The sequence below is a fragment of the Shewanella indica genome (assembly GCF_002836975.1).
In the GTDB taxonomy this organism is placed as follows: domain Bacteria; phylum Pseudomonadota; class Gammaproteobacteria; order Enterobacterales; family Shewanellaceae; genus Shewanella; species Shewanella indica.
The window spans coordinates 1-22,931 of sequence record NZ_NIJK01000045.1; the positions used below are offsets into that span (position 1 = coordinate 1).

Genomic DNA, 22,931 nt, shown 5'->3' on the forward strand with positions numbered 1-22,931 from the left:
GAAAATTGAGCCACAGGACGTCGATAAAGGACGGTTTGGGGCGTCATATCGGGAGCTGCGGACCACTTAATCGCAGCTTCCTTAATGCTCATGCCATCGAGCAGGAAGGCATTTTGATAGGCATTACTGCCGTGAATGGAAATGTCGGCGGGTTTGATCTCCCCCTGATTCAGACTGCTGTTGGCGCTGTTGGAAAACTGCACCGCCGGATTGGACCTGAGCAAGTCGGTCAGGTTACCGTCACCGGTTGGGCGTTTTTTGATATCTTCCCGGGTCAGGGTTTCATGTTGGGTCAGGCCATTGTCGGCCTGCTCTCTGACGATTATCTCCTGTTGATCAGCCACATCAACCTGTTGCGCCTGAGCTACCGGCATCAATGCCAGACCACAGACTACAGCCGCGTGTTTCTTCATCCTCAATCCCTTTATTGTTAAAAAACAGCGATGCAGGAGTTGAACCCGCACCACTAAAGTGTGAGGTTGGCCAAAATAACTTGATCAAATGCAAATGACAATTGTTATCATTACTATTTGCTGATAATGTCTCAAATCATTTCAACATTCTGGTGATCATGTGCGCAAAACCACAGCATTCCAGACAAAAAATATTTTCATTCAGATGTTTACTAAAACAGCAGTATCTGTCTTGGCTGCCTGGGTATTACAGGTGGCGGCCACGCCGAGTGACCTCAACGAGATCCACAGGGCCGACCGTCAGGGATTAAAGGCCAGCCAACAAGCCCAGCAAGCCATAGAAAAACTCGATGATGAGCAGCAATCCCTGATCCAGGAAAGCCGCCAACTCAAGCATGAAATCCAACTGGCCAGCCATTACCAAAAGCAGTTGCAACAGCAGATAGGGCAGCTGCAATCTGCTCTGGAGGAGCTGGGCGAGCAGCGCCGGCAACTGCGCCAGACCCGGATGCAGCTGGCCCCGATGATGGACGAAATGCTGCTGTCGCTCACGCAACTGGTGCGGGCCGATCTGCCATTTCAGCAACAGGAAAGGCAGCAGCGTCTCGATAACTTGCAGCTCCTGCTGCAAAGCGCCGAGCTGAACCAGGGCGAGAAACTGACCCGGCTGTTGGACGCCTATCAGGTGGAGCTCAGCTATGGCTACAGTGTAGAGAGCTGGCAGGGCAAACTCGGCGACGGTCGGCTGGTGAATTTTCTGCGCGCCGGACGCCTGGGGTACTTTTTCCTCACCCTGGATGGCAAGGCCGGTGGCCGCTGGCAGAGAGATAATTGGCAGGCGCTGGCGCCTGAGCAGCTTGGCAATGTCGCCGCTGCCATCCGAGTCGCCTCCGGAGAAAGCATACCTGCACTGCTGCAACTGCCTCTGATAGCGGAGGCATCATGAGCTTTTTGTCTTCCCTCACTCGCCAGAGCATGATGCGTCCCGCATTACTGTGGTCGCTATCGATGTTGTCGCTCTCATTATCCCTCCCCTGCCAGGCCGAGAGTCTGCAACAGGTGTTGGAACAGGTTCGCAGTGGCAGTCGCCAGGAACAAGCGGCCGCCGAGCGGCAAGAGAACCTGAGTCGTCAGAGCCTGGAGCAGGTGCGCAGCAACCATAAGAAACTGCAGCAGCAACTCACCCGTACTCAGGCAAATAACCTGGAACTTGAAGACCAACTGCTGGCACTGCAGCAAAGCCTCAAGGACAAACAGGCCCAGCTCAACGCCGAGAAAGCCAGTCTTGACGGGGTGTTTCGCGCCATCCAGGAACATGAGCAGTTGCTGCTCACCACAGTGGCACCCCACAGCCTATGGCGCCACGACAGCAGCGGCCTTGCCGAGATAGCCACTGACCAACTTGGCCTGCAGCGACTGCAGGCGCTTTGGACCGCATTGACAGAACAAAGCGTATTGGCTGCCAAACCCATAGTGCAAAGCAGCGAAGGCCTCAATGCCGATGGCACCCCAGTGCTATTGAATGTCACCGAATATGGGCCTTTCAATGCCCTCAGCGACAAAGGCTGGGTACGCTACCTGCCGGCGCAGCAAAGCTGGCAACTGCTGGCTGAGCAACCAAAGCTATCGCCCACCCAGGGGAGTGTCTGGCTCGACCCCTCGTTTGGCAAGTTGCTGCAACAGGCGGCAAACGGTAACGGCTGGTTCGACAAGCTCAAACCGGCAGGAATAGTCGGCGTCTTTATCGGCCTGATAGCCATGATAGCCTCAGGCATAGCCCTGAACCGCCTGTGGATACTGCGCCACGAAAAACGGCGGCTGACCCAACAGCAGGCCAGTCAGCAAGTGCAGAGTAACAATGCCCTCGGCCGGGTGATGTTGGCGGCAACCAACTGCCCCGAGGAGCAACTCGAAGCGCGGCTCAACGCCGCCGTACTCAGCGAAGTCCCCCGCCTGACCCGTGGTACTGGCACCCTGGCGGTATTGGCGGGGATCCCGCCGCTGCTGGGGCTTCTGGGCACGGTTGGCGGCATGATTGAAACTTTCGATGTGATCACCCGTTTCGGCAGCAACAACACAGAGCTGCTCTCGGGTGGCATTGCCGAGGCACTGCTGACCACCCAACTGGGACTGATGACAGCCATTCCGCTGCTGTTGCTGCACTGCGCAGTCAAGAGCCAGAGTCGGCAACTGACCCAGATGCTTGAGCAGGAAGCGGCCGCCCTGGTGGTATTGCAGCGCTTTGGTGACACAGGTAACCCCGGGCAATGAGCACTTTCTATGACTTTGTGCTGCAGGCCGGCGTCATTGTTTGGCTGATACTGCTGCTCTCTTGCCTGATGTGGTATCTGCTGCTTAAGGGCTTTAGCCGTATTCGCCGACTGAGCCCCTGCTGGCTGGATGATGCCCGCCACTTGAACCCCAAGCTAGCGCGCTATGACCTCTGGCAAAAGGCGCAGCTGCAACAGGCCTTTATCAGCCGCGCCGCCCTGAATTTAAGCGGCGGACTCGACTGGATAGATTCACTGATAAAGATACTGCCGCTGCTGGGGCTCTTGGGCACTGTCGATGGGATGATCAGCAGTTTTGCCGAGCTTGGGCAACTCGATGTCCAAAAACAGCTGTCATCCGGGATCAGCTCGGCACTGCTGACCACATTGGCCGGTTTGGTGACCTCTCTGTCCGGGCTCTATCTGGCCTACCAGCTCAAGCAGAGCAATCAGCGGTTGCTGGCGGAGCTGCGCCGGACATTTTCGGAGTAAAAGATGCAATTCAAACACACAGATGATCAGGGTACAGAAGCCAATGTCGATCTCACTCCCTTGATTGACGTGGTATTTATTCTATTGATCTTCTTTATTTTATCGGCGTCATTTCAGAAGACCCAGTCGCTGGAGCTGGAACGCCCCACAGCTCAGGTGCAAGACAATCAGGATAAGCGCGCCATCTTAATTAGCATAGACAAACACAATGTGATCTGGCTGGAGCAGCAAGCCGTCAAGGCGGTTGAACTGCCCGCCAGGCTGAAACACACGCTGGCAAGTTCAGAACAGAGTTCGGCCATTATCGAAGTGGATAAGCATGTCACCAGCGGCAAGCTCATCGAAGTGGTCGACAAAGTACGCATCGCAGGAGTCAATAATGTGGCCGTCGCAACCCAAGACCCCAGCTAGCCAAACAGGACTGATTTTCACCAGTGCCATACTGATCAATTTGGCGTTGGCCAGCCTGATCTATGCCCTGACTCTGAGCCAAAACACAGCACCAGTTAAACGGGTCACATTGGGCGGAGTCTACTTTCCCGAGCGGCAAGATAGCAAACCGCAAGAGCCCTTGCCTGAGGTGCGCCTCAGCTCGGCGCCGCTGACATCCTCGCCACCACCTCCGCCCATGACACTGGATCTCAGCGCGCTGGATGCCAACACAGGTATTCCTGTACCGGATCCCCTGTGGCCGACGCCGGATGATATTCAGCAAATCCAGCCACCTACGCTGAATTTCAGTCAAAGCGGCAGCGCTCCCGGCAGTACCATGCAGGCCAGTATCGCCATGGCGCAGGTGGTGTTTCAAATGCCGCCCGAATACCCGCTGCAGGCCAAACAGCGGGGCATTGAAGGACAGGTGACCCTGGATTTGGCGATCAACCCGGACGGTCGGGTGGAAGATATCAAGTTGGTGGATGAAACCCCCAGCGGCGTGTTTTACCGCTCGGCTTCCAGAGCCGTGCTCAGGTGGCGCTTCGCGGCGCCCAAGCAGACCCAATGGCAACGGATAGTGATCAGATATGAACTTGAAAAATAGCCTGTTGTTTTGCTGCATTCTGTTCAGCGCGCCGCTGCTGGCGAGCAATGCACTACAACGTTATCAGCAACTGCAGTTTCAATTGCAGCGGGATCCTGCTGCGGCGCTCAAGGCGATTGAAAGCTTTCAGCGTCAGTATGCCGAAGGCAGCGACAGTGAGCAGCAGATGGCGGCCTACCTGCATCTGCAGGCCTGCATCAGTCTCAAGGACTATCAGTGCGCCGCGCAGCAAACCCGGCTGTTGCTGGCTTTACCCGTCACGGCATTGCAGCAACGGGATCTCTATAAGCTGGGTGCCCAGTTGAACTATCAGCAAAGCGAATACCGCCAAAGCCTCGAATACAGTAAGCAGTGGCTACAACTGGCGGCCAATCTCCAAGAGCAACAACAGGAACAAGAACTTAAACCCGGCGCCACTGAATTTGCCACCATGCACTCGCTGGCCTCCTACGCCGAATTTCAGTTGCAGCACCTGCCAAAGGCCACTGAGCAGATGCGTCTGGCACTGGATTGGGAAGTCACCGAAACCCGGCAACACTTTCTGCAGTCCCTGTATCAAAGGCAGCAGCGTTTGCCGGAAGAAGAGCAACTGTTGAGACAGATGATCGCCGCCTATCCGGATCGCCCCCTATATTGGGAACGCCTGGGCCATAACCTGCAGCAACAGGGGCAAGAGCAGGAATCATTCAATGTCCTCAGCTCGGCCTATAAGGCCGGGCAGTTGCCCACTCGCAGTATTCCACTGCTGGCACAGTTATTGATGCTGCATCAGGCCCCCGGCCGAGCGGCAGATCTGCTGGAGCAACACAGCGAGGCACTGGCACAACACTCCAGCTATAAGCCGCTGTTATCTCAGGCCTATTTGTTGTCGCGTCAAAGAAACAAGGCGCTGAGCCTGCTGCAGAAATCAAGCCAAACCCAAGGACAAAAATCCCTGCCGCTGCGGGCACAATTGGCTTACAGCCTGGGGCAATGGCCACTGGCACAACAACTGTTGTCACAGCTACGGCAGCAAGATGCAGATAACCGCTACTGGCAGCTGTTGCTGGCCCTGAGCCACTACGAAGCCGGGCAGTTACAACAAGCCAAAACCTTACTTAAAGCGATCAACCAGGGAGAGTACCAGACGACGGCGGCTCAGTGGCTGAATCAGATAAACTACCTCACGGACGACCCCTGAGGCTCTATCAGGTTTGCTGCAAAATGTGATTAACCAAGCAAAACAGTCAAGTTTTATTGGCCTAAGCTTGGCTAAAATTAAAGATGCTTTTATTATGCATGTAAATTGATAATACAGAGAGCATCCTATGTCAGCGCAAATCTCCCTCGAACGCAGAGTCGGCGAACTGGTCGCCGAAGACTTCCGTAACGCCCATGTTTTCAGCCGTTTTGGTATCGACTTTTGCTGTGGCGGTGGCCGTTCACTGGCATCGGCCTGCGAGCGAGCCGGCGCCGAGCCCACCGAGGTACTGCACACCCTGAGCCAACTGGCCGCAGAGGGCAAGCCGGACGATGCCTTGGCCAAATTGCCACTGGGTGAGCTTATCGAGCATATCGAAGCGACCCACCACAAGTACATACGCGATACCGCACCGCTGCTGCTGGAATATGCCCAGAAGATGGTGCGGGCCCATGGTGAGCATTATGAAGAGATCAAACCCTTGGCCGGTTGGATCCGCGCCCTGATGGATGACCTCTTGCCCCACCTGCAAAAAGAGGAACAGATACTGTTTCCGGCCATTCGCGCCCTGAGTCAGGGGCAAGAATTCAACGCCTGTTTCGGCCATATAGGCAATCCTATCCGGGCAATGGAATATGAACATGATGAGGCAGGGCAAATTCTGGCCAAGCTGCAGCAGTTGACCAATCACTACCAGGCCCCTGAGCATGCCTGCACTACCTGGCGGGTATGTTATGCCACCCTGGCCGAGTTTGAAGCCGATCTGCACCGCCACATCCACCTGGAAAATAACCTCTTGTTTCCCAAGGCCCTGGCACTGGTGAACTGAGGGCTGTTCAAATCCCGGCTGACTTGCTACAACTGCAGTAACAGCAGTAAACAAGGAGTCAGCCATGCCGGCTACAGGTTTCATTCTGGACGATATTGAAAATCTGCGTGAGTCCGCCGCGGTGGAGTTCAAGCTCGCCGCCGGACGCCATGGCAAGGGTGCGCTACCGCTGGCGCTGTGGGAAAGCTATAGCGCCTTTGCCAATACCAATGGCGGCGAGATCATTCTTGGTGTCAGGGAGGAAAAGGGCGAGTTTTTTATCGAAGGAATAGCCGAACCCAGGCCCCTTATCGATGAAGCCTGGAAGATACTCAACAATTCACAAAAGATCAGCGCCAATATTCTTGGCCCGGCCGACATTCAGCTGATAGAACTGGCCGGTAAGCAGTTGATCCGCTTTCGGGTTCCCCAGGCCGACTACAGTCAGCAGCCAGTCTATCTGGGGACTGAAGCAATTGGCGGCACCTATATCAGGGTCGGAGATGCCGATATGCGCGCCAGTCCGGCGCAGGTGAAACGCATGCTAAGACGCAAACAGAGACACAGTGTTCAAGCCAGCCAGAGTTCCAGAGTCAAATAGCTTCCCACCAGGGCGATAGCCGAGCCCATGAGTTGCACCACACGTTTGCGCTTGCCATCCGGGTTTATCAAACTGCCGATGATCACCCCGGCAACATGAATGGCCGCCGTTCCCAACAAAAAGCCCATGGCATAAATGCTTGGCCTAGCCAACTCAGGCATTTCAACGCCGTGAGCATGACCGTGAAACAAGGCAAAGACGCCGACAAAGGCCATGGCAAAAGAGATGGGCATCTCACGGTTGAGAGCAATGGCAAGCCCCAGCAGCAATACCGACAGGGCAATACCCGATTCAACAAAAGGGATCGGCATGAGTGACATACCGGCAACCGCGCCCAGGGTCATGAAAAACAGAAATGCCAAAGGTACAGACCAGATGGCACTGCGCCCCAACTGGGTACTGAGAATACCGACACTGAGCATGGCCAATAGATGATCGAACCCCAATACAGGGTGATTGAAACCATCCCAGAAACCACCATCCGCATGCAGCTCGTGTGCTGAGACCGGCAGGCTCAACAGCAACAACAACAGCATGATTATTCGGGATGGCATAGGTTAAACCTCAGAGCACAACGGCAAGGAGCTATACACTAGCACCAAGTCGATGTTAAAAAAATGATAAGAAACTAAAAAAGCGCGCTTTGATGCACGCTTTAATGGTGAGAAATTGTTTCAGGGAGCCAGAGTCAGTGGCTGTGCCCAGGAAACACGCGCCTGTTTCTGTTGGATCAATTGATTGATCAGTTCACGGATCTTAGGTTCGGCATCAATGAACTTGTTCATATTGGCTCCACCCATCCGAGCATCATAGATAGCCTGACCATCGAGTCTACCCTGGTGATACACCTTAATCTCGGCGTATACCATATAAAGCGCCAAGTCCCATGCCCAATTCGCACTGTAGGTTGCAGTCCAATCACATTGATCGGCGGCGTTTAACTCTTGAACCAGTTGATAGCGTATCTGTTTTTCACGCAGCACCTTCTCCACTTCCTGCAAGAAACCTTCCCTGACCTTTGGGTTTTCCAGAATACAGAGGCCTGCATCTTGATGCAGTGCCACAGGATCGACCTGTTGTTTGATGGAGCAAGCACTGAGCCCCAAAAAAGATGTAAGCAGTAGTATGGCGAGTCGTTTTGTCATTTTCTTCTTATCCATAGAGATGGTTACAGCCCGGCCGGGCGCAGCCAATCTACTCAGAAAACACAAAAACGCAACAAAATCACAATAGAAGTGCCAATTCACTCAGAGAATGGAGCCGAATGTGAGGCAGCAGGGTGTTGGCTGCTCTGCAGTCATCACCGGCAAACGCCGGATTGAGCCAGGCAGCCTGACAGCCGGCCTTACGGGCACCTTCGACATCTGTCAGCGGGTGGTCGCCGACATGCAGCAGCGCCTCAGAGGGTAAGGCCAGGCGCTCGGCGGCCAACTGGAACATATCCCCCCAGGGTTTACGTCTGATACCATTGCCCGGATGCAGCACAAACTCAAACATCTCTCCCAGACCAATTCTGCCGGCATCCACATTGCCATTGGTGATCCCGACCAGGCGAAAACGCTCAGCCAATTGCGAAAGTAAGGCGAGCACTTCCTTTGACACCTTAAAGTCACTGCGCCGCTCAAGGAACAAGGCCAGACCCGCTTTCGCGCCCAGCTTTGCCTTGTGCTTATCATATCCCAGCATCTCCAGCCCAGTTTGCAATAGCGCCAATCGCGCGGCACTGGTGTCATGGGTCAGCTCGGCTTGCTGCAGCAACAGCTGGCGCTTCAACGCCCGCCAGTCTGCGGCCTGCCAGTTGCCGCTCAGTGGGTATTCTTTGGCCAGCCACTCGAGCAATGCGCCTTCGGCAGCGGCGATAATTGGCCGGTTATCATAGAGGGTATCGTCGAGATCAAAACTGATGGCTTTAATAGCGCCGGGGCGAAGAAACACCTGCATCACTTGTCCTTTTTAGCTCTGGGGTGAGCGCCGTCATACACCTTGGCCAGATGTTGAAAGTCCAGACTGGTATATATTTGGGTGGTCGCCAGATTGGCGTGTCCCAGCAGCTCCTGTACCGCCCGCAAGTCGCCGCTGGACTCAAGCATATGGGTCGCGAAGGAATGCCTGAGCTTGTGGGGATGCACCCTGGCGGATAATACCTGCTCCCGCCCCCAGCGCGCCATGCGCGCCTGAATACTGCGATGCGCCAAGCGCTTGCCCTTGGCGGTCACGAACAGCGCCTGATCTTCACAGGGAATATCCCGGCGGTAATCCAGCCATTGTTGCAATGCGGCAATGGCGACCGAGCCCACCGGCAGCAGCCGTTCCTTGCCACCTTTTCCCATCACCTTGATTTGCTGCTGGGCGAAATCCAGTTGCGGCACATCCAGCGAGGCCAACTCAGCCAAACGCAGCCCTGAGGAGTAACACAGCTCCATCATCGCCTTGTCACGGGCGCTGAGGGGATCTGTCACCTCAATATCCAGCAGATGGCTGATGCTATCGGCGTCGAGATTTTTGGGCAGCGGCTTATTCTGTTTTGGGGCGCTCAGTTGCCGGGCGGGATTACTCTTGACCAGCTCTTCGAGCAGCAGAAATTCGTAGAACTGCTTGACCGCCGACAGGCACAGAGACAAAGAGCGGGGGCTAAGCCCCTGGCGATGTAACTTGGCCAACACAGCACTCAACTGGGGATCGGTTACCTGGTCCCAATCAATATCCTGCGGCAACAGCCCGGCAACCCGTTGCAGTTCGCGCAGATAGTTGCGGGCTGTGTAAGGAGACAGCTGACGCTCGGCACTGAGATGGCGCTCGAAGCGGCTAAGCCAGGGAGAATCCTGTTTAACGGCCATCAGAGCTTGGGCAGCAGATGGTCCAACAGCTGCCGCAACTGATCCAGCAGCATATTGTCCATCTCCGGATGGAAGTGAGTCACATCGGCACTGGCGATAGCAAAGATCACCTGGCCATTTTGTTCCGACAGCCGTGCGAGTGACACTGAGCCGACTTCGGAGCCGAACAAACGCTTGGACTCCTCCTTGGTCAGGCGACCAAAGTAATAGCCGTGCTGCAGGCGCTTACGCCAGATGGCCGAGAGTTCTGAGTCGATATCATGCACGGTAATCAGGCGGACATGGCTGAAGTTAAAGGCTTCTTTAAGCTCGGCGCACAGCACCTGCCTAAGCTCGCCCATATCTTCGCAATCGAGTAACTTCAATGAAAGCTGGGTATTGAAGCGGAAGATTTTCTCATTGCGGCTGGCCATGCCAAGCAGCGCGGTGATCTCCTCTTCCAGCTGTTGTACCCGGCTGCGCAGCAGTTCCTGCCGCCGCTCTACCAGAGAAACTGTGCCACGCTCGCCGTGGGGCAGACGCATAGCCAACAGCAGCTCGGGGTGACGGCAGAAAAACTCCGGATTATCCAACAGATATTCACGGATGATCTGCTCATCAAAAGGTGGATTGAGCTTAGCTTTGGCGTCTGTCATATCTGTATCTGTCCGTCGTATACCTGTTCGGCCGGGCCCGTCATCCACAGCGGCTTGCCCTCACCTTCCCATTTGATTGTCAGTGTGCCGCCGGGCAGGTCGACCCGCACAGTGTTGCCCAGCTTGCCCTGCAATTGGCCCACCACTGCAGCCGCGCAGGCACCGCTGCCACAGGCCAGGGTTTCAGCGGCGCCGCGCTCATAAACCCTGAGCTTGATATGACCCTTGTTGAGCACCTGCATAAAGCCGACATTGACCCCTTTGGGGAAACGTTCGTGATTGGTCAGCTGCGCGCCGATAACATCGACATCCGTGGCAACCACATCCTCGACTTCCAGCACGCAGTGGGGGTTACCCATGGAGACTGCACCGCAGAGGAAGGTTTGCCCTTCGGTAGGCAACAGGTAGGTCTTTTCGGCCTTTTTGGCCTTGAAGGGGATCCGCGCCGGGTCCAAGATAGGTACGCCCATATTGACGGTGACATTGCCATCGCGCTCCAGGCGCAGGGTCATCTTGCCGGATGAAGTGCTGACCTTGATTTTGTATTTCTGGGTCAGGCCCTTGTTGCGAACAAAGCGGGCGAAGCAGCGGGCGCCGTTGCCGCACTGTTCGACCTCGCTGCCATCGGCATTGAAGATACGATAATGAAAGTCCAGATCCGGATCATAGGGCGGCTCGACCAGCAGCAGTTGATCGAAACCGATACCGAAGTTGCGGTCGGCCAGGCGCCGGATCTGCTCCGGCGAAAAGTACACATTCTGGGTCACGCCATCGACGACCATAAAGTCGTTGCCCAGACCATGCATCTTAGTGAAGTGGATCAAGATTACTCCTAGGTTCCAACGCCTACAGCGGGAAAGTACTCACACTAGTTTACGGCAGCAAGTGCTCACCTTGCCACAGTTGTTCCAGCTTTTCCCGTTCACGCACCAAATAATGTTCACTGCCATCGACCATGACTTCGGCCGCTCGCGGACGGGTGTTGTAGTTGGAGGACATCACAAAGCCATAAGCGCCGCTGGAACGCACCGCCAGCAGGTCTTTAGCTTGCAGCACCAAGGCGCGTGATTTACCCAGAAAATCCCCGGTTTCACACACTGGGCCGACTATGTCGTATTCCCGGCTTTCGCCCTCTCTTGGCTGTACCGGGATAATCTGCTGCCAGGCGCTGTAGAGTGACGGCCGGATAAGGTCATTCATGGCACCGTCCACTATCGCAAAATGCTTGCCGGCATTCTCTTTCTGGAACAATACCTGGGTGACAAAGATCCCGGCATTGGCGGCAATCGCCCTGCCCGGTTCGAAAATTAGCTTCAGTGGTCGTTCACCCAGACGCTCGAGCAATGCGGCGGCATACTTGTCCGGTTGTGGCGGGGTTTCTTCATCATAGGTGACCCCCAGGCCACCGCCCACGTCCAGATGCTCAATCACTATGCCTTTTTCTGCCAGCCTATCGATCAATGCCAGCATTCTATCCATAGCATCGAGAAACGGCCTGAGTTCAGTGAGCTGTGAGCCGATATGGCAGTCGGCGCCCTTGATGGCCAGGTGCGGCAAGGATTGCACCTGCAGGAAGGCTTCCTCGGCTTCATCCATGGCGATGCCGAACTTGTTTTCTTTCAGGCCGGTGGAGATATAGGGGTGAGTACCGGCATCCACATCTGGGTTGATCCGCAACGAAACCGGCGCCTGTTTACCCAAAGAGCCTGCCACTTCGTTGAGCAGTTCAAGCTCGGCGCGGGACTCGACGTTGAAGCAATATATGCCCAGCTCCAGTGCCAGTTTCATTTCTGCCGCTGTCTTGCCAACACCGGAAAACACCACCTTGGCCGGATCGCCACCTGCGGTGATTACCCGGGTCAGTTCTCCGCCTGAGACAATATCAAAGCCACTGCCAAGACGCGCCAACACATTGAGCACCGCCAGATTGGAGTTGGCCTTGACCGCATAGCAGATAAGGTGCGGATGAGTGGCCACGGCTCTGTCAAAGGCATGCCAATGGCGCTCCAATGTTGCCCGCGAATAGACATACAAAGGCGTACCATATTGAGCCGCCAAATCGGCTACGGCGCAGTTTTCGGCATACAGAGCCTGAGCTTGATATTGAAAATGATCCAATTAGTTTTCCTCTGTCGATTGCTGGGGTTGCTCGGTTTGTTCCGTCTGGGATTGGTTGTCCGGCAGATCCGGGCTCTTGTAAAGCACGCCTTTTTGACCACAACCAAGCAGCAACAGGCTAGCAAGCATCAGGGATAAAAACAGTCTCATTTTACTCAACATCTGGGCAGCAGGATTACATTAGCCTTATAATCGCATTCATCTTGATGAAAGCAAAGGACAGATATTCCATGGCCATGACAGATACCGAATATCATCAGCTCGCCGATGAAATGTTCGACCGGATAGAAACCGCAATTGAAAATGCAATCGATGAGCAGGATGCCGATGTTGATATCGACGCTTCAGGCAATGTACTGCAGCTCGAGTTCGCCGACAGCTCCAAAATCGTGATTAACAAACAGGAGCCGCTGCACCAGATCTGGGTAGCAACCCGTTTCGGTGGTTATCACTTTGGCTATGTCGACGGTAAATGGATAGATGAGCGCAACGGCGGCGAGTTTATGCCCTTCGTCAGAGAGTCCATCAGCCGCCAGGGTGGTATAGAACTGTCGTTCTGATGATTTAGGGGCGGTCAGAACTCTGTCTGCGCCGCCCTTGCCGTGACCCCGAAAGGCACCACATCCAGATTACCGCTCTGGCGCACCAGGCGGAAAAACTGCGGAAAGTTGAACTGATTTTTAAGGTTCAGTACTTCACCGAAGGCGTAATGCTGGGTGACAGTATTAACCAATTCACTGACATCCGGATTGCTGTGCACATAGTGGCTCAAGCCATTTCCTTCATCCAGTACAAACACATCCAACTCATCTTCCCGGCTGCGCAGGAAATACTGGATCACTCCTTTCACCGCATAGTTCTGGATAACCTCAGGCACCTTGACCCAAGGATCGTTGGCAAGCTCGGGCCTTGGCAGACTCTGTAGCTCGCCCCTGGCCAACTGACGATAGAGGGACTTCACATCGCTGAGATCCCGGTAACTCATGCCCTTGGCATCGAAAAACAGGCCATATTTCTTTTCACCCAGTTGCAGTGGCTGCACTAAAGTCTTGGACGGACAGGCGTCTTTTATCAGTCGGTGCACCTGCTTGAGAATATCCACTACAGTTTGTTCCAGCTGGGACTGCAGCTTTTTCGAGGCGCTGACGACATCGAAGGCCACCTGTTGTGGTGCCCTTCTCATGCCTGGAGTGGCAAAGGCAATGGCTTCCAGTAGCGCCTGCTCACCGCTAAAGCTATGACAATGCCATTCCCCCCAGGAATTAAGGCTCATCAGCTGCACCGAACCCAACAAACTGGCGGCCGGTTTTCCTGTCGCCAGCAGGTTGCTGCCCATGAGTTCCAGCATCAAGCTTTGGCCCTGCCAATGTTCGCTGGGGTCCTGCTCCAGATTAAGGATCCACACTAATTTGCGATAGTGCCAAGGCTGACACAGATCCAGTTTCGACACCCGCCATTGCTTGTCTTCGGTATAAGGCAATAGCCGTTCGGCCACCTGGTTAAGACGCCGACACCGTAGACGACCCGCGCGATACTCAAACCAGCGGCTGTTGGCGGTAGCCACCCCGTTGAGGCAAGCCCAAATCATCAAAGAGGCGGCATCATCGGCCTGATAGATGGCCACCTCGCCCATAAACTGTCGCGGCTCCGGCGATAGACGATAGAGATGACAGCGGCCATCCTGCTCGCTGCGAACTATGGTCAGATTCGGCTCAGCCAGCGACTGACTCCAAAGCCGGTTGAGCCGCAGGATCTGCTGCTTGTCCTCGCTGAAATAGGTGTGCAGCTTACGGGTCAACAGCCCCAAGTCTTCTACTTTAAAGTACTCGCTCAGCCTGTGAGTCGAAGCGAAATGCAAAAGAGTTTGGTAGCTGGCCAGCATCAACTCGTTAAGTTGAGCGTTGAACCACTGCAACTGACCACTGTGCCAATGTTCGCAATCATCCAGAGTAATCAGCAGACTCTGGGGCCATTCCCACTGCTCCACCAATTGCTTGAATTTGTGGTAGCGCCAATCGTGACACTGCTCGACATCACTGAGCCTGATACCACATTTGAGGTAAAAACAGCGGCGCACTATCTCCAGCCGACGCTCGTCTCCCACTTTAAGCAGATAAGACTCTATATATTGATACAGGAGCAGATAGGCGTCGTTGGCGTTGGAAAAGTCACCGGCCAGAGTTCTCAACCACACCCATTCACTGACCAGGTTGGTTTGTGGATAATTACTGGCATAAGCTTCCAACAGCAGTACCTTGAGCAAGGCCTTGTGCGGCTTGTCCAAGCCTTTGTAGAGCTGCCATAAAGAGGCACCAAAATACTCATTGGCGGGTAGTTGATGCACATCACCAAGAAACAGAAAATCGCTGCAAGGCTCAGCATTGGGCCACCAGGCGACCGTCTTGCCAGCCAGGCGGATATGGCTGCGGTAGAACTCTTCCAGCAGCAACCAATGTTGGGCGCTGCCGCTGTGTTCATGCCCCAGCAGCTCCCACTCGGCATCCTGATAGCAAGTGTCATCACGGCAAAACTGCCGCGGGTGTACCAGATAAAAGTTCACCTCGAATTGAAAACCGGCAAACCACTGGGTAAGTTTTAGGCTCTTGTCCCGCAGTAACTCTACTTCTTCCAGGGTCAGCCCGGCGTCATAGACCAACCAAACATCCACATCACTCTTGGGATTCTGGCCAAAACTGGCGGTGCTACCCATCACGTAAACCCCTTCCAGCACAGGACTGGCATGCAGGGTATCCTCGAGCTGGGGTAACGTGAGGGTAACGAGCGATTCTTTGAGCTCAACTGAGAGTTGGAACCCCTTGACTCCGCATGGCGTCAAAGGACTGTTATATCCGGGCAGGCGGCTGTGGTGCTGATGCAGCAACAGGGGGATCAGGTTAAACAGATGCCTTTGCAATGGGGAAAACAGCGCCTGAGCACGAGCCAAACGCACTCGATTGAGGCGCTCGGCGTATTCGGCGTATTGTCGCTGACGCTCGGTCATCCAAATTTCACTATCCCTGAACCAGTTGGATGATCATGCTAACACTTTTGCGGTAGCAGGCAAGTAATGAGATCAAGATCACACTATTTGGCAAAAATTTAACGTGCCCACTTCAAAGATTGAGCAGCGTTCGGTGCCATTCTCCAATGGGCAATGTTAGCATTGGCGCATTTAATGTACTCTCACGGAAAAGATTGGCATGTCAGAAAATCGCATTCGCATCGCAACACGTAAAAGCCCTCTCGCCATGTGGCAGGCAGAATTTGTCAAAGCCGAGCTGGAACGCATTCACCCCGGGCTGACAGTAGAACTGCTGCCAATGAGCACCAAGGGTGATGTCATCCTGGATACTCCTCTGGCCAAAGTAGGCGGCAAGGGATTGTTCGTTAAAGAGCTGGAAGTCGCCATGCTGGAAGACCAGGCAGATATCGCGGTGCACTCCATGAAAGATGTGCCGGTTGAATTCCCGGAAGGGCTGGGGCTGGAAGTGATCTGCGAACGTGAAGATCCCCGTGATGCCTTCGTTTCCAACAGCTACAAGAGTATAGATGAACTGCCTCAAGGCGCGGTTGTCGGTACTTCAAGCCTGCGCCGTCAATGTCAGCTCAGAGCCCGTCGCCCGGACCTTATCATCAAAGATCTGCGCGGTAATGTGGGAACCCGTCTGGGTAAGCTGGATGCCGGTGAATATGATGCCATCATTCTGGCTGCCGCCGGGCTTATCCGCTTGAAACTGTCAGAGCGTATTGCCAGTTTTATCAGCGCCGAAGAATCACTGCCGGCCAACGGCCAGGGTGCTGTCGGCATTGAATGCCGCACTAATGATGAGCGGGTAAAAGCCTTGCTGGCACCGCTTGAACATAAAGAAACCCGCTACAGGGTATTGGCCGAAAGAGCGATGAATACGCGTCTTGAAGGAGGTTGCCAGGTACCTATCGGTGCCTATGCCGAGATCCAGGGCGAACAACTAACCTTGAGAGGTTTGGTAGGTAATCCTGACGGTTCTGAAGTCATTTCAGGAGTGGTAAGTGGTCATCAAGACGAAGCGGTAGCCTTGGGTAACGCCCTGGCAGAAGAACTGCTGAGCAAAGGCGCCAAAACCATATTGGATGCCGTTTACGGCAAATAACAAGGCGGCACTATGAAAGTGTTGTTGACGCGCCCTGAGGGGCGCAATCACGCCATGGAACAGGCGCTGGCAGAAAGGGGCATACCTTTTATGGTGACCCCTCTCTTGGCAGTCGAGGCCATGGAAGACAAAAGTATCTCCCCTACCGAGGTGCAGGATGCCGACATCATTGTATTTGTCAGCACCAATGCGGTGCATTTCGGCACTCAGGCGCTGAATGCCTCATGGCCGTCACACATTCAATATTTTGCCGTCGGCGAAGCCACTTTTGAGGCCTTTGCACATTATGGCATTCAGGGGCATAAGGCTCCGGATGACAATCAACAGACCGAAGGCCTGTTAACCCTGCCAGGACTGCAACCCGAAGTAGTAAAACACAAGAAAGTGGTCATAATTCGGGGCAACGGTGGCCGGGAAGTACTGGGAAAAACACTTCAGCAATATGGCGCTGTAGTCAAGTTCTGGGAGGTCTATCGCCGCACCTGCCCTTCCTATGATGCAGTACAACTGGTCAAGGAATGGCAAGCCTTCGGGATAGACACCATAGTGATCAGCAGTGCAGAAAGCCTGACGAACCTTATCCGGCTGCTGCCAAAAGAGTATTTTGCTTGGCTGCAAGCATGTCATATTATAGTTCCCAGCATTCGGGTGGTAGATAAGGCCGTCGTCGCCGGATTAACTCAGGTGACTGATGCTACGGCGGCCAATAGTAAGGCCGTACTCAAGGCATTGAGGCTTTAGTTTCCCCCCTCCCGATTTCCAGCCCTATTGTCGCGTTAAAGGACTGCATTAATGGATAACAGCAAGCCAGAAGTCGGGAGCGATACCCCCGCACTGCCTACCCAGCCCCAGGATCTCACAGAGCAAGATACCCCTGTGGCGACAGCCAAGCACAGCTCATTGCTCCTGAAACTAACCCTACTATTGAGCCTGTTGCTGGCACTGCTGGCCTGCGCCACAGGTGCTTATCTCTTTTGGCAACTGCAGCAACAGCAAACCGCCAATGCGCAGCTGGCAACGACCCTCGAACAAGTCAAACAAGCTCCGGAGGCCAGATTGCAGGCACTGGAGCAGCAACTGAGAAGCGACCTGCAACAAAATCAACAGCAACAAGGTGCCATAGAACAACTGCGCGATGCTCAACAACAGATGCAAACCCGTATCGCTACCCTTGCACAACGTAGTCCCAACCATTGGATGGCGGCTGAAGCCGAATACTTGGTGCGGATGGCGGGACGTAAACTGTGGCTGGAGAAAGATCCGCAAACGGCAACCGGCCTGTTACAGGCCGCCGATGAGCGTATTGCTGCCATGCAGGAGCCATCTCTTATGCCGCTGCGTCGCGCCCTCGCCAACGATATGGCGGCGGTAAGCGCCATCAAGAATACCGACATCGCAGGTACTGTTTTCACCCTGGATGGCATTATCACCAAGCTGGACAAGCTGCCGCTTAACCGTGTCGGCAGTCAACAAATAGAGCCGGAAACTGAAAGTAAAATGTCTGACTCTATTGGTGACTGGCAGAGCAACCTGGCCAAGACCTGGAGCGCGCTGAAGGAAGACTTCTTCACTATTCGCAAAATAAGCTCAGATATCACACCTCTGCTATCTCCCCAGCAGGAATGGTACCTACTCGAGAATATCCGCAATAAACTACTGCAGTCACAGCTGGCCCTCTACCAATATGATGAGCTCAACTACCGCCAATCGTTGGCCATGGCCCGCAAATGGATCCAACAATATTTCGACCTTGATGATCCGCGCACCGAAGAGGTGCTGACTGCAATTAATGCTTTGTCCAGTCTGCAGCTGGATCCTATCAGTCTGACTAAATTTGAATCCAGCGCCCAGCTCAAGCAGTTGGTCACCTATGGCGAACTCATGCCGGGGGCCGAACTATGATAAGAGTACTCATCTATCTGGTGATTATTCTGGCAGGCGCCTGTCTGAGCCCACTCTTAGCCGGTAAGACGGGTTATGTTTATATCGCCTTCCTGGACTGGCAACTGGAAACTAACCTGCTGTTTGCCGTTATGGCACTCATCATATTCTTTGCCCTGTTGCAGCTACTGGAATGGCTGCTTGTCACTGTGCTGAATCTGGTGCTTAGCAGTCGCTACCTGCCGCGGCGCTGGCACCGCAATGCTGCTCGTAAGCACACGCTCACCGGCGCCCTGGCACTGGCAGAAGAAGATTGGCCTGCGGCCGAAAAGGCGATGCAAAAAGGCGCCGAAGCCGGTGAACTGCCCGCTCTTAATTATCTGGCAGCCGCCAGAGCGGCCCAACGACAGTTCAAGAATGAAGAGCGGGATGAATACCTGAATAAGGCGGCCCAATTGCCACTGGCAACCCAAGCGGTCACCACCACCAGAGTGCGCTACTACATGCAGCAAGGCGAGCTGGAAAAAGCCCGCGAGCAGCTGGATAAACTACAACCCAGCAGCAAGAGTAAAGCGCCGGTACTGCAACTGGCCTTGGAGCTTTATCAGAGCCAGTTAGACTGGCAGGCCCTAAAACTACTACTGCCGACGTTACGTAAAAAACAACTCCTGGATAATAAAGAGTATGACCTCCTGAACCAAAGAGTAAATAATGCTCTGCTGGCCCAGGCAGCCCTTCGCAGCGAACAGGAACTGGAAAAATGTTGGCACTGGCTTAGCCGTCAGGAACGCAGCCAACAAGCCAATATGGCACAATATGCTTTGGGTCTGGCCGGCTTCAACCGCCGTGACGAAGCCCTAAAACTGCTGAATAAGGCGCTGAAAAAAGAACCTTGCGCTGCGGTTTTGGGAGTGTTGCCGAAAATTTTTGAGCCGCAGGACAACGAAACCCTGAAACTGCTGAAAAATTTGGAGCCCAAGCTCGAAAATCATGCCGACTACCAACACTGTATGGCCCAAATCCATGAGCTCTGCCGTGAATTCAGCCTGGCCCGCACGGCATGGGAACGCTTGTGTCATTTACTGCCCCGCAAAGAGTACTGGCTCGCCTTAGCCAAACTTCAGGAACAGTTAGCCGATCATCAAGGGGCTTTCAAGAGCTATAAGCAAGCCGCCAAGTGCGACTAATAGATAGATCTTTTCGTAATAAAAAAGCCACTTATTTAGTGGCTTTTTTATTAATCATCACAAGATTATCCGCACACATACTGTAACCGCATGAATGCGAGACAGATTCTAAGATGTGGACATTTTGTCCCACCCTCATATAACTTTACAACCATTAACGTCACATATTTGACAGTCTTTGTTTCAACCCCAGACTTAATAATTAATACCTTTAACTGACGCTCATGGGCACAAAGTGACCTTGCCGTCAGTATATGCGTGCAAAGGAGTATGAGTTATGGGCGTCGCAATCAGTAAGCAAGACGCGGTTGTCACCAATCTGGTTGGACAACTCAAGGCCAAGGACGAAAATGGCAATATCCGCGATCTGAGTATCGGGGATGTCATTCGCAATGGTGAAGAGATCATCTTCACTGCAAATGATACTTTCACCATAGAATATGCTGACGGTACCCAGCTGACAGAGCAAAATGCCCAGCCCAACACTCAACCTCAGTCAGACAGCGCCGCTGTTGATGGCGCCCAATTTGCCAATGAAGGGGTCGATGCCGAAATAGCTGCATTACAGGCACAGATACTTGCAGGTGATGACCCTACCGCTAACCTGCCCGCTACAGCTGCCGGTGCCGGGACAGCTGGAAACCAGGGCGGATTCGACTATATATCCGTAGCCAGGGATGGTTCTGAAGTATTGGCGAGCGCAGGTTACGATACCAGTGGCTTTGAGCAAACCACCATCACCACCCAAGAAGAAATATTACTTGATGATCTTCCCCTGACTGGCCCTACACTCACCAGTAGCGCAGCCACACTCTCAGATGCCAACCTACCGACAGGAACCACGCCATCACCCGCGGCCTTGACCCAAACCGGTAACTTGAGCTTCAGTGCCGCGGCTGGCGTAGCCAGCTTGACCCTGGATGGGATTGCCATTGTCTCTGGCGGCGTATTTAACGGCCCTGTCAGTATCAATACCGAATATGGCGTGCTCACCATCAATGCCGTTGACCTGATAAACGGCAATATCAGCTATAGCTTTACCCTCAATTCTGCAGTTGACCACAGCCTCAGCGATGACTTCTCTGAGGCCTTCAACCTGATATTGACCGATCTAGAAGGAAGCAGTGTCGGGAATACCCTTACCATCTCGGTACTGGATGACGCTCCAAGTGGCCAGGATGACATCAACAGCGTAGATGAAGACTCACAACTGGCCATTAGTGGCAATCTGCTCGATAACGATGTTCAGGGCGGTGATACCGCACAGGTGACAGCCGCCGGCAGTGGCGGCAACCTCGATAATACCGTGTCCAATCAAGGCCTTGTTTCCGGCAACTACGGCCTGCTGACCCTCAATGCCGATGGTAGTTACAGCTATCAAATAAACTCTGCAGCACAAGCAGTTCAGGCGCTCGCTCAGGGAGAATCCCTGACGGAAGTCTTCTCCTATCTGTTGACAGATGCCGATGGCGATACCAGTGTCCAAACCTTAACGATCACCATAACGGGTACCAATGATATACCTGTGATCAGCACGCCCCAGCCAGGTGAAGCCGATGGTACAGTGCGAGAAGCCGGTCAATTTGATGATGGTAGCATAGACCCCGGAACCCCAGGCGTCAGTGGTCAGCTCAGTGCCAGCGATGTGGATAATGGTGCCGTGCTTGTTTGGTCCGGCAGTGCCGACAGCCCCTTTGGCAACTTCAACATAGATGCCGCCAGTGGTGCCTGGAATTATCAGCTAGATAACACCGCAGCCGATGGGCTGCTGGAAGGTGAAATTCGCACTGAAACCTTCTCTGTTACTGTGACGGATGAGTTTGGCGCCAGCGCCGAACAACTGGTCACTATTACTATCATAGGTACCAATGACGCCCCCATTCTTACCGCTGACACAAGTGGTGCCGTCATTGAAGACGTGGATGTTATTGATAGCATGCTCAGCGACAACGGTGCCTTGAGCTTCACCGATGTCGATATTGGTGACAGCCATGTTGTCAGCAGTAGCTACAATGGCGATGCAAGCTGGAGTGGCGGCGCTCTGGCTCAAGCCACCCAGGATGCTCTCGCCCAGGGCTTTAGTGCAGACAATTCCGGTTGGAACTATGAGATCGCCAACAGTCTGGTACAGTTCCTCGCCGTCGGTGAGACCATCACCTTAAGCTTCACGCTGACGGTCACCGACGACTTTGGCGCCAGTGATTCACAACAAGTCACTCTGACCATTACCGGCACCAATGATGCGCCGGTGCTGACTATCGACATGAGCGGCGCGGTCACCGAGGATGTCGATGTCATCAATGGCATGCTCAGCGACAGCGGCGACTTGAGCTTCACCGATATCGATATCAACGACAGCCACAGTGTCAGCAGCAGTTATAACGACGATGTGCTCTGGAGCGACGGTGACCTGGATCAAGCCACCCAGGATGCATTGGCCGCCGGTTTCAGTGTCGACAACTCCGGTTGGAACTATGAGATTGCCAACAGCCTGGTGCAGTTCCTCGCTGTCGGTGAGACCATCACCTTAAGCTTTGATGTCACTGTCGATGACGGCAACGGCGGCACAGATACCGAGACTGTCACTGTCACCATCACCGGCACCAATGATGCGCCTGTGCTGAGCATCGACATGAGCGGCGCGGTCACCGAGGATGTCGATGTCATCAATGGCATGCTCAGCGACAGCGGCGACTTGAGCTTCACCGATGTCGATATCAACGACAGCCACAGTGTCAGCAGCAGTTACAATGATGACGCTACATGGACCAATAATCCCCCACTGGATCCGGCGCTCATTAGCGCGCTGGAAGCTGGTTTCAGTGTCGACAACTCCGGCTGGAACTATGAGATCGCCAACAGCCTGGTGCAGTTCCTCGCCGTCGGTGAGACCATCACCTTAAGCTTTGATGTCACTGTCGATGACGGCAACGGCGGCACAGATACCGAGACTGTCACTGTCACCATCACCGGCACCAATGATGCGCCTGTGCTGAGCATCGACATGAGCGGCGCGGTCACCGAGGATATCGATGTCATCAATGGCATGCTCAGCGACAGCGGCGACTTGAGCTTCACCGATGTCGATATCAACGACGGCCACAGCGTCAGCAGCAGTTACAATGATGACGCAACATGGACCAATAATCCCCCACTGGATCAAGCCACCCAGGATGCATTGGCCGCCGGTTTCAGTGTCGACAACTCCGGCTGGAACTATGAGATCGCCAACAGCCTGGTACAGTTCCTCGCCGTCGGAGAGACCATCACCTTAAGCTTTGATGTCACTGTCGATGACGGCAACGGCGGCACAGATACCGAGACTGTCACTGTCACCATC

24 protein-coding genes are annotated in these 22,931 nt (G+C 54.1%); 14 read left to right on the forward strand and 10 right to left on the reverse strand.

Translation table 11 applies throughout. The annotated features are described in order from the left end of the window. A partial coding sequence (locus tag CX650_RS15390) for a TonB-dependent receptor plug domain-containing protein (protein ID WP_157823042.1) occupies window positions 1-413 on the reverse strand: 413 nt, incomplete at its 3' end. A 205-nt stretch (window positions 414-618) separates the two neighbouring features. On the opposite strand from CX650_RS15390, the gene CX650_RS15395 reads away from it, so the two are divergent. The 8 genes from CX650_RS15395 (at window position 619) to CX650_RS15430 (ending at window position 6,803) form a co-directional block, all read left to right on the forward strand. Beyond that, window positions 619-1,359 carry a DUF3450 domain-containing protein gene (locus CX650_RS15395; protein ID WP_144438205.1) on the forward strand — a complete coding sequence of 247 codons (741 nt, stop codon included), beginning with the start codon at window positions 619-621 and terminating at the stop codon, window positions 1,357-1,359. Continuing rightward, the gene (locus CX650_RS15400) at window positions 1,356-2,684 is read left to right on the forward strand and encodes a MotA/TolQ/ExbB proton channel family protein (RefSeq protein WP_101096329.1); all 1,329 of its coding nucleotides are present in this window, start codon (window positions 1,356-1,358) and stop codon (window positions 2,682-2,684) included. Before CX650_RS15395 ends, CX650_RS15400 begins: the two co-directional genes overlap by 4 nt. Further along, the gene (locus CX650_RS15405) at window positions 2,681-3,175 is read left to right on the forward strand and encodes a MotA/TolQ/ExbB proton channel family protein (RefSeq protein WP_096141164.1); all 495 of its coding nucleotides are present in this window, start codon (window positions 2,681-2,683) and stop codon (window positions 3,173-3,175) included. Before CX650_RS15400 ends, CX650_RS15405 begins: the two co-directional genes overlap by 4 nt. Window positions 3,176-3,178: 3 nt before the next feature. Next, on the forward strand, window positions 3,179-3,586 hold the full coding sequence (locus CX650_RS15410; RefSeq protein WP_025011347.1) for an ExbD/TolR family protein: 408 nt from the start codon (window positions 3,179-3,181) through the stop codon (window positions 3,584-3,586). Then, window positions 3,555-4,214, forward strand: coding sequence for an energy transducer TonB (locus tag CX650_RS15415; RefSeq protein ID WP_157823044.1), 660 nt, complete (start codon window positions 3,555-3,557; stop codon window positions 4,212-4,214). Before CX650_RS15410 ends, CX650_RS15415 begins: the two co-directional genes overlap by 32 nt. Beyond that, window positions 4,198-5,394 carry a tetratricopeptide repeat protein gene (locus tag CX650_RS15420; RefSeq protein ID WP_101096332.1) on the forward strand — a complete coding sequence of 399 codons (1,197 nt, stop codon included), beginning with the start codon at window positions 4,198-4,200 and terminating at the stop codon, window positions 5,392-5,394. Before CX650_RS15415 ends, CX650_RS15420 begins: the two co-directional genes overlap by 17 nt. A 127-nt stretch (window positions 5,395-5,521) precedes the next feature. Beyond that, entirely contained in the window at window positions 5,522-6,223 is a 702-nt protein-coding gene (gene ric / locus CX650_RS15425; protein WP_101096334.1) for an iron-sulfur cluster repair di-iron protein, read from the forward strand. A gap of 64 nt (window positions 6,224-6,287) precedes the next feature. Further along, entirely contained in the window at window positions 6,288-6,803 is a 516-nt protein-coding gene (locus CX650_RS15430) for an AlbA family DNA-binding domain-containing protein (protein ID WP_028781403.1), read from the forward strand. Here CX650_RS15430 and CX650_RS15435 read toward each other — a convergent pair. The 8 genes from CX650_RS15435 to lptM all read right to left on the reverse strand — a co-directional run bounded on the left by CX650_RS15435 (window position 6,773) and on the right by lptM (window position 12,543). Beyond that, window positions 6,773-7,357: a HupE/UreJ family protein gene (locus CX650_RS15435; protein WP_028781404.1), complete on the reverse strand. Its 585-nt coding sequence runs from the start codon at window positions 7,355-7,357 to the stop codon at window positions 6,773-6,775. The genes CX650_RS15430 and CX650_RS15435 overlap by 31 nt on opposite strands. 120 nt (window positions 7,358-7,477) lie before the next feature. Beyond that, window positions 7,478-7,948, reverse strand: a complete 471-nt coding sequence (locus CX650_RS15440) for an Sbal_3080 family lipoprotein (RefSeq protein WP_101096336.1) — start codon at window positions 7,946-7,948, stop codon at window positions 7,478-7,480. A 79-nt stretch (window positions 7,949-8,027) separates the two neighbouring features. Beyond that, window positions 8,028-8,744: an HAD-IA family hydrolase gene (locus CX650_RS15445; RefSeq protein WP_101096338.1), complete on the reverse strand. Its 717-nt coding sequence runs from the start codon at window positions 8,742-8,744 to the stop codon at window positions 8,028-8,030. Beyond that, window positions 8,744-9,640 (reverse strand): tyrosine recombinase XerC, encoded by an 897-nt coding sequence (gene xerC, locus CX650_RS15450; RefSeq protein ID WP_101096339.1) that lies wholly within the window; start codon window positions 9,638-9,640, stop codon window positions 8,744-8,746. Before xerC ends, CX650_RS15445 begins: the two co-directional genes overlap by 1 nt. After that, a complete protein-coding gene (locus tag CX650_RS15455; protein WP_025011355.1) occupies window positions 9,640-10,275 on the reverse strand; it encodes a DUF484 family protein in 636 nt (211 codons plus the stop codon). Before CX650_RS15455 ends, xerC begins: the two co-directional genes overlap by 1 nt. Next, the gene (gene dapF / locus CX650_RS15460) at window positions 10,272-11,099 is read right to left on the reverse strand and encodes a diaminopimelate epimerase (protein WP_101096340.1); all 828 of its coding nucleotides are present in this window, start codon (window positions 11,097-11,099) and stop codon (window positions 10,272-10,274) included. The genes CX650_RS15455 and dapF overlap by 4 nt, the downstream gene beginning before the upstream one ends. Before the next feature lie 49 nt (window positions 11,100-11,148). After that, entirely contained in the window at window positions 11,149-12,393 is a 1,245-nt protein-coding gene (gene lysA, locus CX650_RS15465) for a diaminopimelate decarboxylase (protein WP_101096341.1), read from the reverse strand. Next, window positions 12,394-12,543: an LPS translocon maturation chaperone LptM gene (gene lptM / locus CX650_RS20600; RefSeq protein WP_162206859.1), complete on the reverse strand. Its 150-nt coding sequence runs from the start codon at window positions 12,541-12,543 to the stop codon at window positions 12,394-12,396. 80 nt (window positions 12,544-12,623) lie between these two features. Here lptM and cyaY point away from each other — a divergent pair, with 80 nt between their 5' ends. Then, on the forward strand, window positions 12,624-12,953 hold the full coding sequence (cyaY, locus tag CX650_RS15470) for an iron donor protein CyaY (RefSeq protein WP_025011356.1): 330 nt from the start codon (window positions 12,624-12,626) through the stop codon (window positions 12,951-12,953). Between the two features lie 14 nt (window positions 12,954-12,967). Here the strand turns inward: cyaY and CX650_RS15475 are convergent, their stop codons facing one another. Further along, complete coding sequence (locus CX650_RS15475; protein ID WP_101096342.1) at window positions 12,968-15,394, reverse strand: class I adenylate cyclase; 2,427 nt, start codon at window positions 15,392-15,394, stop codon at window positions 12,968-12,970. 199 nt (window positions 15,395-15,593) lie between these two features. Here CX650_RS15475 and hemC point away from each other — a divergent pair, with 199 nt between their 5' ends. From hemC to CX650_RS15500, 5 genes are all read left to right on the forward strand, one after another. Beyond that, complete coding sequence (gene hemC / locus CX650_RS15480) at window positions 15,594-16,523, forward strand: hydroxymethylbilane synthase (RefSeq protein ID WP_071475691.1); 930 nt, start codon at window positions 15,594-15,596, stop codon at window positions 16,521-16,523. A gap of 12 nt (window positions 16,524-16,535) precedes the next feature. Continuing rightward, complete coding sequence (locus CX650_RS15485) at window positions 16,536-17,264, forward strand: uroporphyrinogen-III synthase (protein ID WP_039034024.1); 729 nt, start codon at window positions 16,536-16,538, stop codon at window positions 17,262-17,264. A 51-nt stretch (window positions 17,265-17,315) separates the two neighbouring features. Continuing rightward, on the forward strand, window positions 17,316-18,425 hold the full coding sequence (locus tag CX650_RS15490) for a uroporphyrinogen-III C-methyltransferase (RefSeq protein ID WP_052248048.1): 1,110 nt from the start codon (window positions 17,316-17,318) through the stop codon (window positions 18,423-18,425). After that, window positions 18,422-19,591, forward strand: coding sequence for a heme biosynthesis HemY N-terminal domain-containing protein (locus CX650_RS15495; RefSeq protein ID WP_101096343.1), 1,170 nt, complete (start codon window positions 18,422-18,424; stop codon window positions 19,589-19,591). The genes CX650_RS15490 and CX650_RS15495 overlap by 4 nt, the downstream gene beginning before the upstream one ends. 277 nt (window positions 19,592-19,868) lie before the next feature. Beyond that, window positions 19,869-22,931: retention module-containing protein (locus CX650_RS15500; RefSeq protein WP_157823048.1), on the forward strand; the 3,063-nt coding region annotated here is incomplete at its 3' end.

Bases quoted from the DNA above. Each gene is read 5' to 3' on its own strand.
- CX650_RS15395 (WP_144438205.1), top strand. From the start codon at position 619: ATGTTTACTAAAACAGCAGTATCTGTCTTGGCTGCCTGGGTATTACAG.
- CX650_RS15400 (WP_101096329.1), top strand. From the start codon at position 1,356: ATGAGCTTTTTGTCTTCCCTCACTCGCCAGAGCATGATGCGTCCCGCA.
- CX650_RS15405 (WP_096141164.1), top strand. From the start codon at position 2,681: ATGAGCACTTTCTATGACTTTGTGCTGCAGGCCGGCGTCATTGTTTGG.
- CX650_RS15410 (WP_025011347.1), top strand. From the start codon at position 3,179: ATGCAATTCAAACACACAGATGATCAGGGTACAGAAGCCAATGTCGAT.
- CX650_RS15415 (WP_157823044.1), top strand. From the start codon at position 3,555: ATGTGGCCGTCGCAACCCAAGACCCCAGCTAGCCAAACAGGACTGATT.
- CX650_RS15420 (WP_101096332.1), top strand. From the start codon at position 4,198: ATGAACTTGAAAAATAGCCTGTTGTTTTGCTGCATTCTGTTCAGCGCG.
- ric (WP_101096334.1), top strand. From the start codon at position 5,522: ATGTCAGCGCAAATCTCCCTCGAACGCAGAGTCGGCGAACTGGTCGCC.
- CX650_RS15430 (WP_028781403.1), top strand. From the start codon at position 6,288: ATGCCGGCTACAGGTTTCATTCTGGACGATATTGAAAATCTGCGTGAG.
- CX650_RS15435 (WP_028781404.1), bottom strand. From the start codon at position 7,357: ATGCCATCCCGAATAATCATGCTGTTGTTGTTGCTGTTGAGCCTGCCG.
- CX650_RS15440 (WP_101096336.1), bottom strand. From the start codon at position 7,948: ATGACAAAACGACTCGCCATACTACTGCTTACATCTTTTTTGGGGCTC.
- CX650_RS15445 (WP_101096338.1), bottom strand. From the start codon at position 8,744: ATGCAGGTGTTTCTTCGCCCCGGCGCTATTAAAGCCATCAGTTTTGAT.
- xerC (WP_101096339.1), bottom strand. From the start codon at position 9,640: ATGGCCGTTAAACAGGATTCTCCCTGGCTTAGCCGCTTCGAGCGCCAT.
- CX650_RS15455 (WP_025011355.1), bottom strand. From the start codon at position 10,275: ATGACAGACGCCAAAGCTAAGCTCAATCCACCTTTTGATGAGCAGATC.
- lptM (WP_162206859.1), bottom strand. From the start codon at position 12,543: ATGAGACTGTTTTTATCCCTGATGCTTGCTAGCCTGTTGCTGCTTGGT.
- cyaY (WP_025011356.1), top strand. From the start codon at position 12,624: ATGGCCATGACAGATACCGAATATCATCAGCTCGCCGATGAAATGTTC.
- CX650_RS15475 (WP_101096342.1), bottom strand. From the start codon at position 15,394: ATGACCGAGCGTCAGCGACAATACGCCGAATACGCCGAGCGCCTCAAT.
- hemC (WP_071475691.1), top strand. From the start codon at position 15,594: ATGTCAGAAAATCGCATTCGCATCGCAACACGTAAAAGCCCTCTCGCC.
- CX650_RS15485 (WP_039034024.1), top strand. From the start codon at position 16,536: ATGAAAGTGTTGTTGACGCGCCCTGAGGGGCGCAATCACGCCATGGAA.
- CX650_RS15490 (WP_052248048.1), top strand. From the start codon at position 17,316: ATGGATAACAGCAAGCCAGAAGTCGGGAGCGATACCCCCGCACTGCCT.
- CX650_RS15495 (WP_101096343.1), top strand. From the start codon at position 18,422: ATGATAAGAGTACTCATCTATCTGGTGATTATTCTGGCAGGCGCCTGT.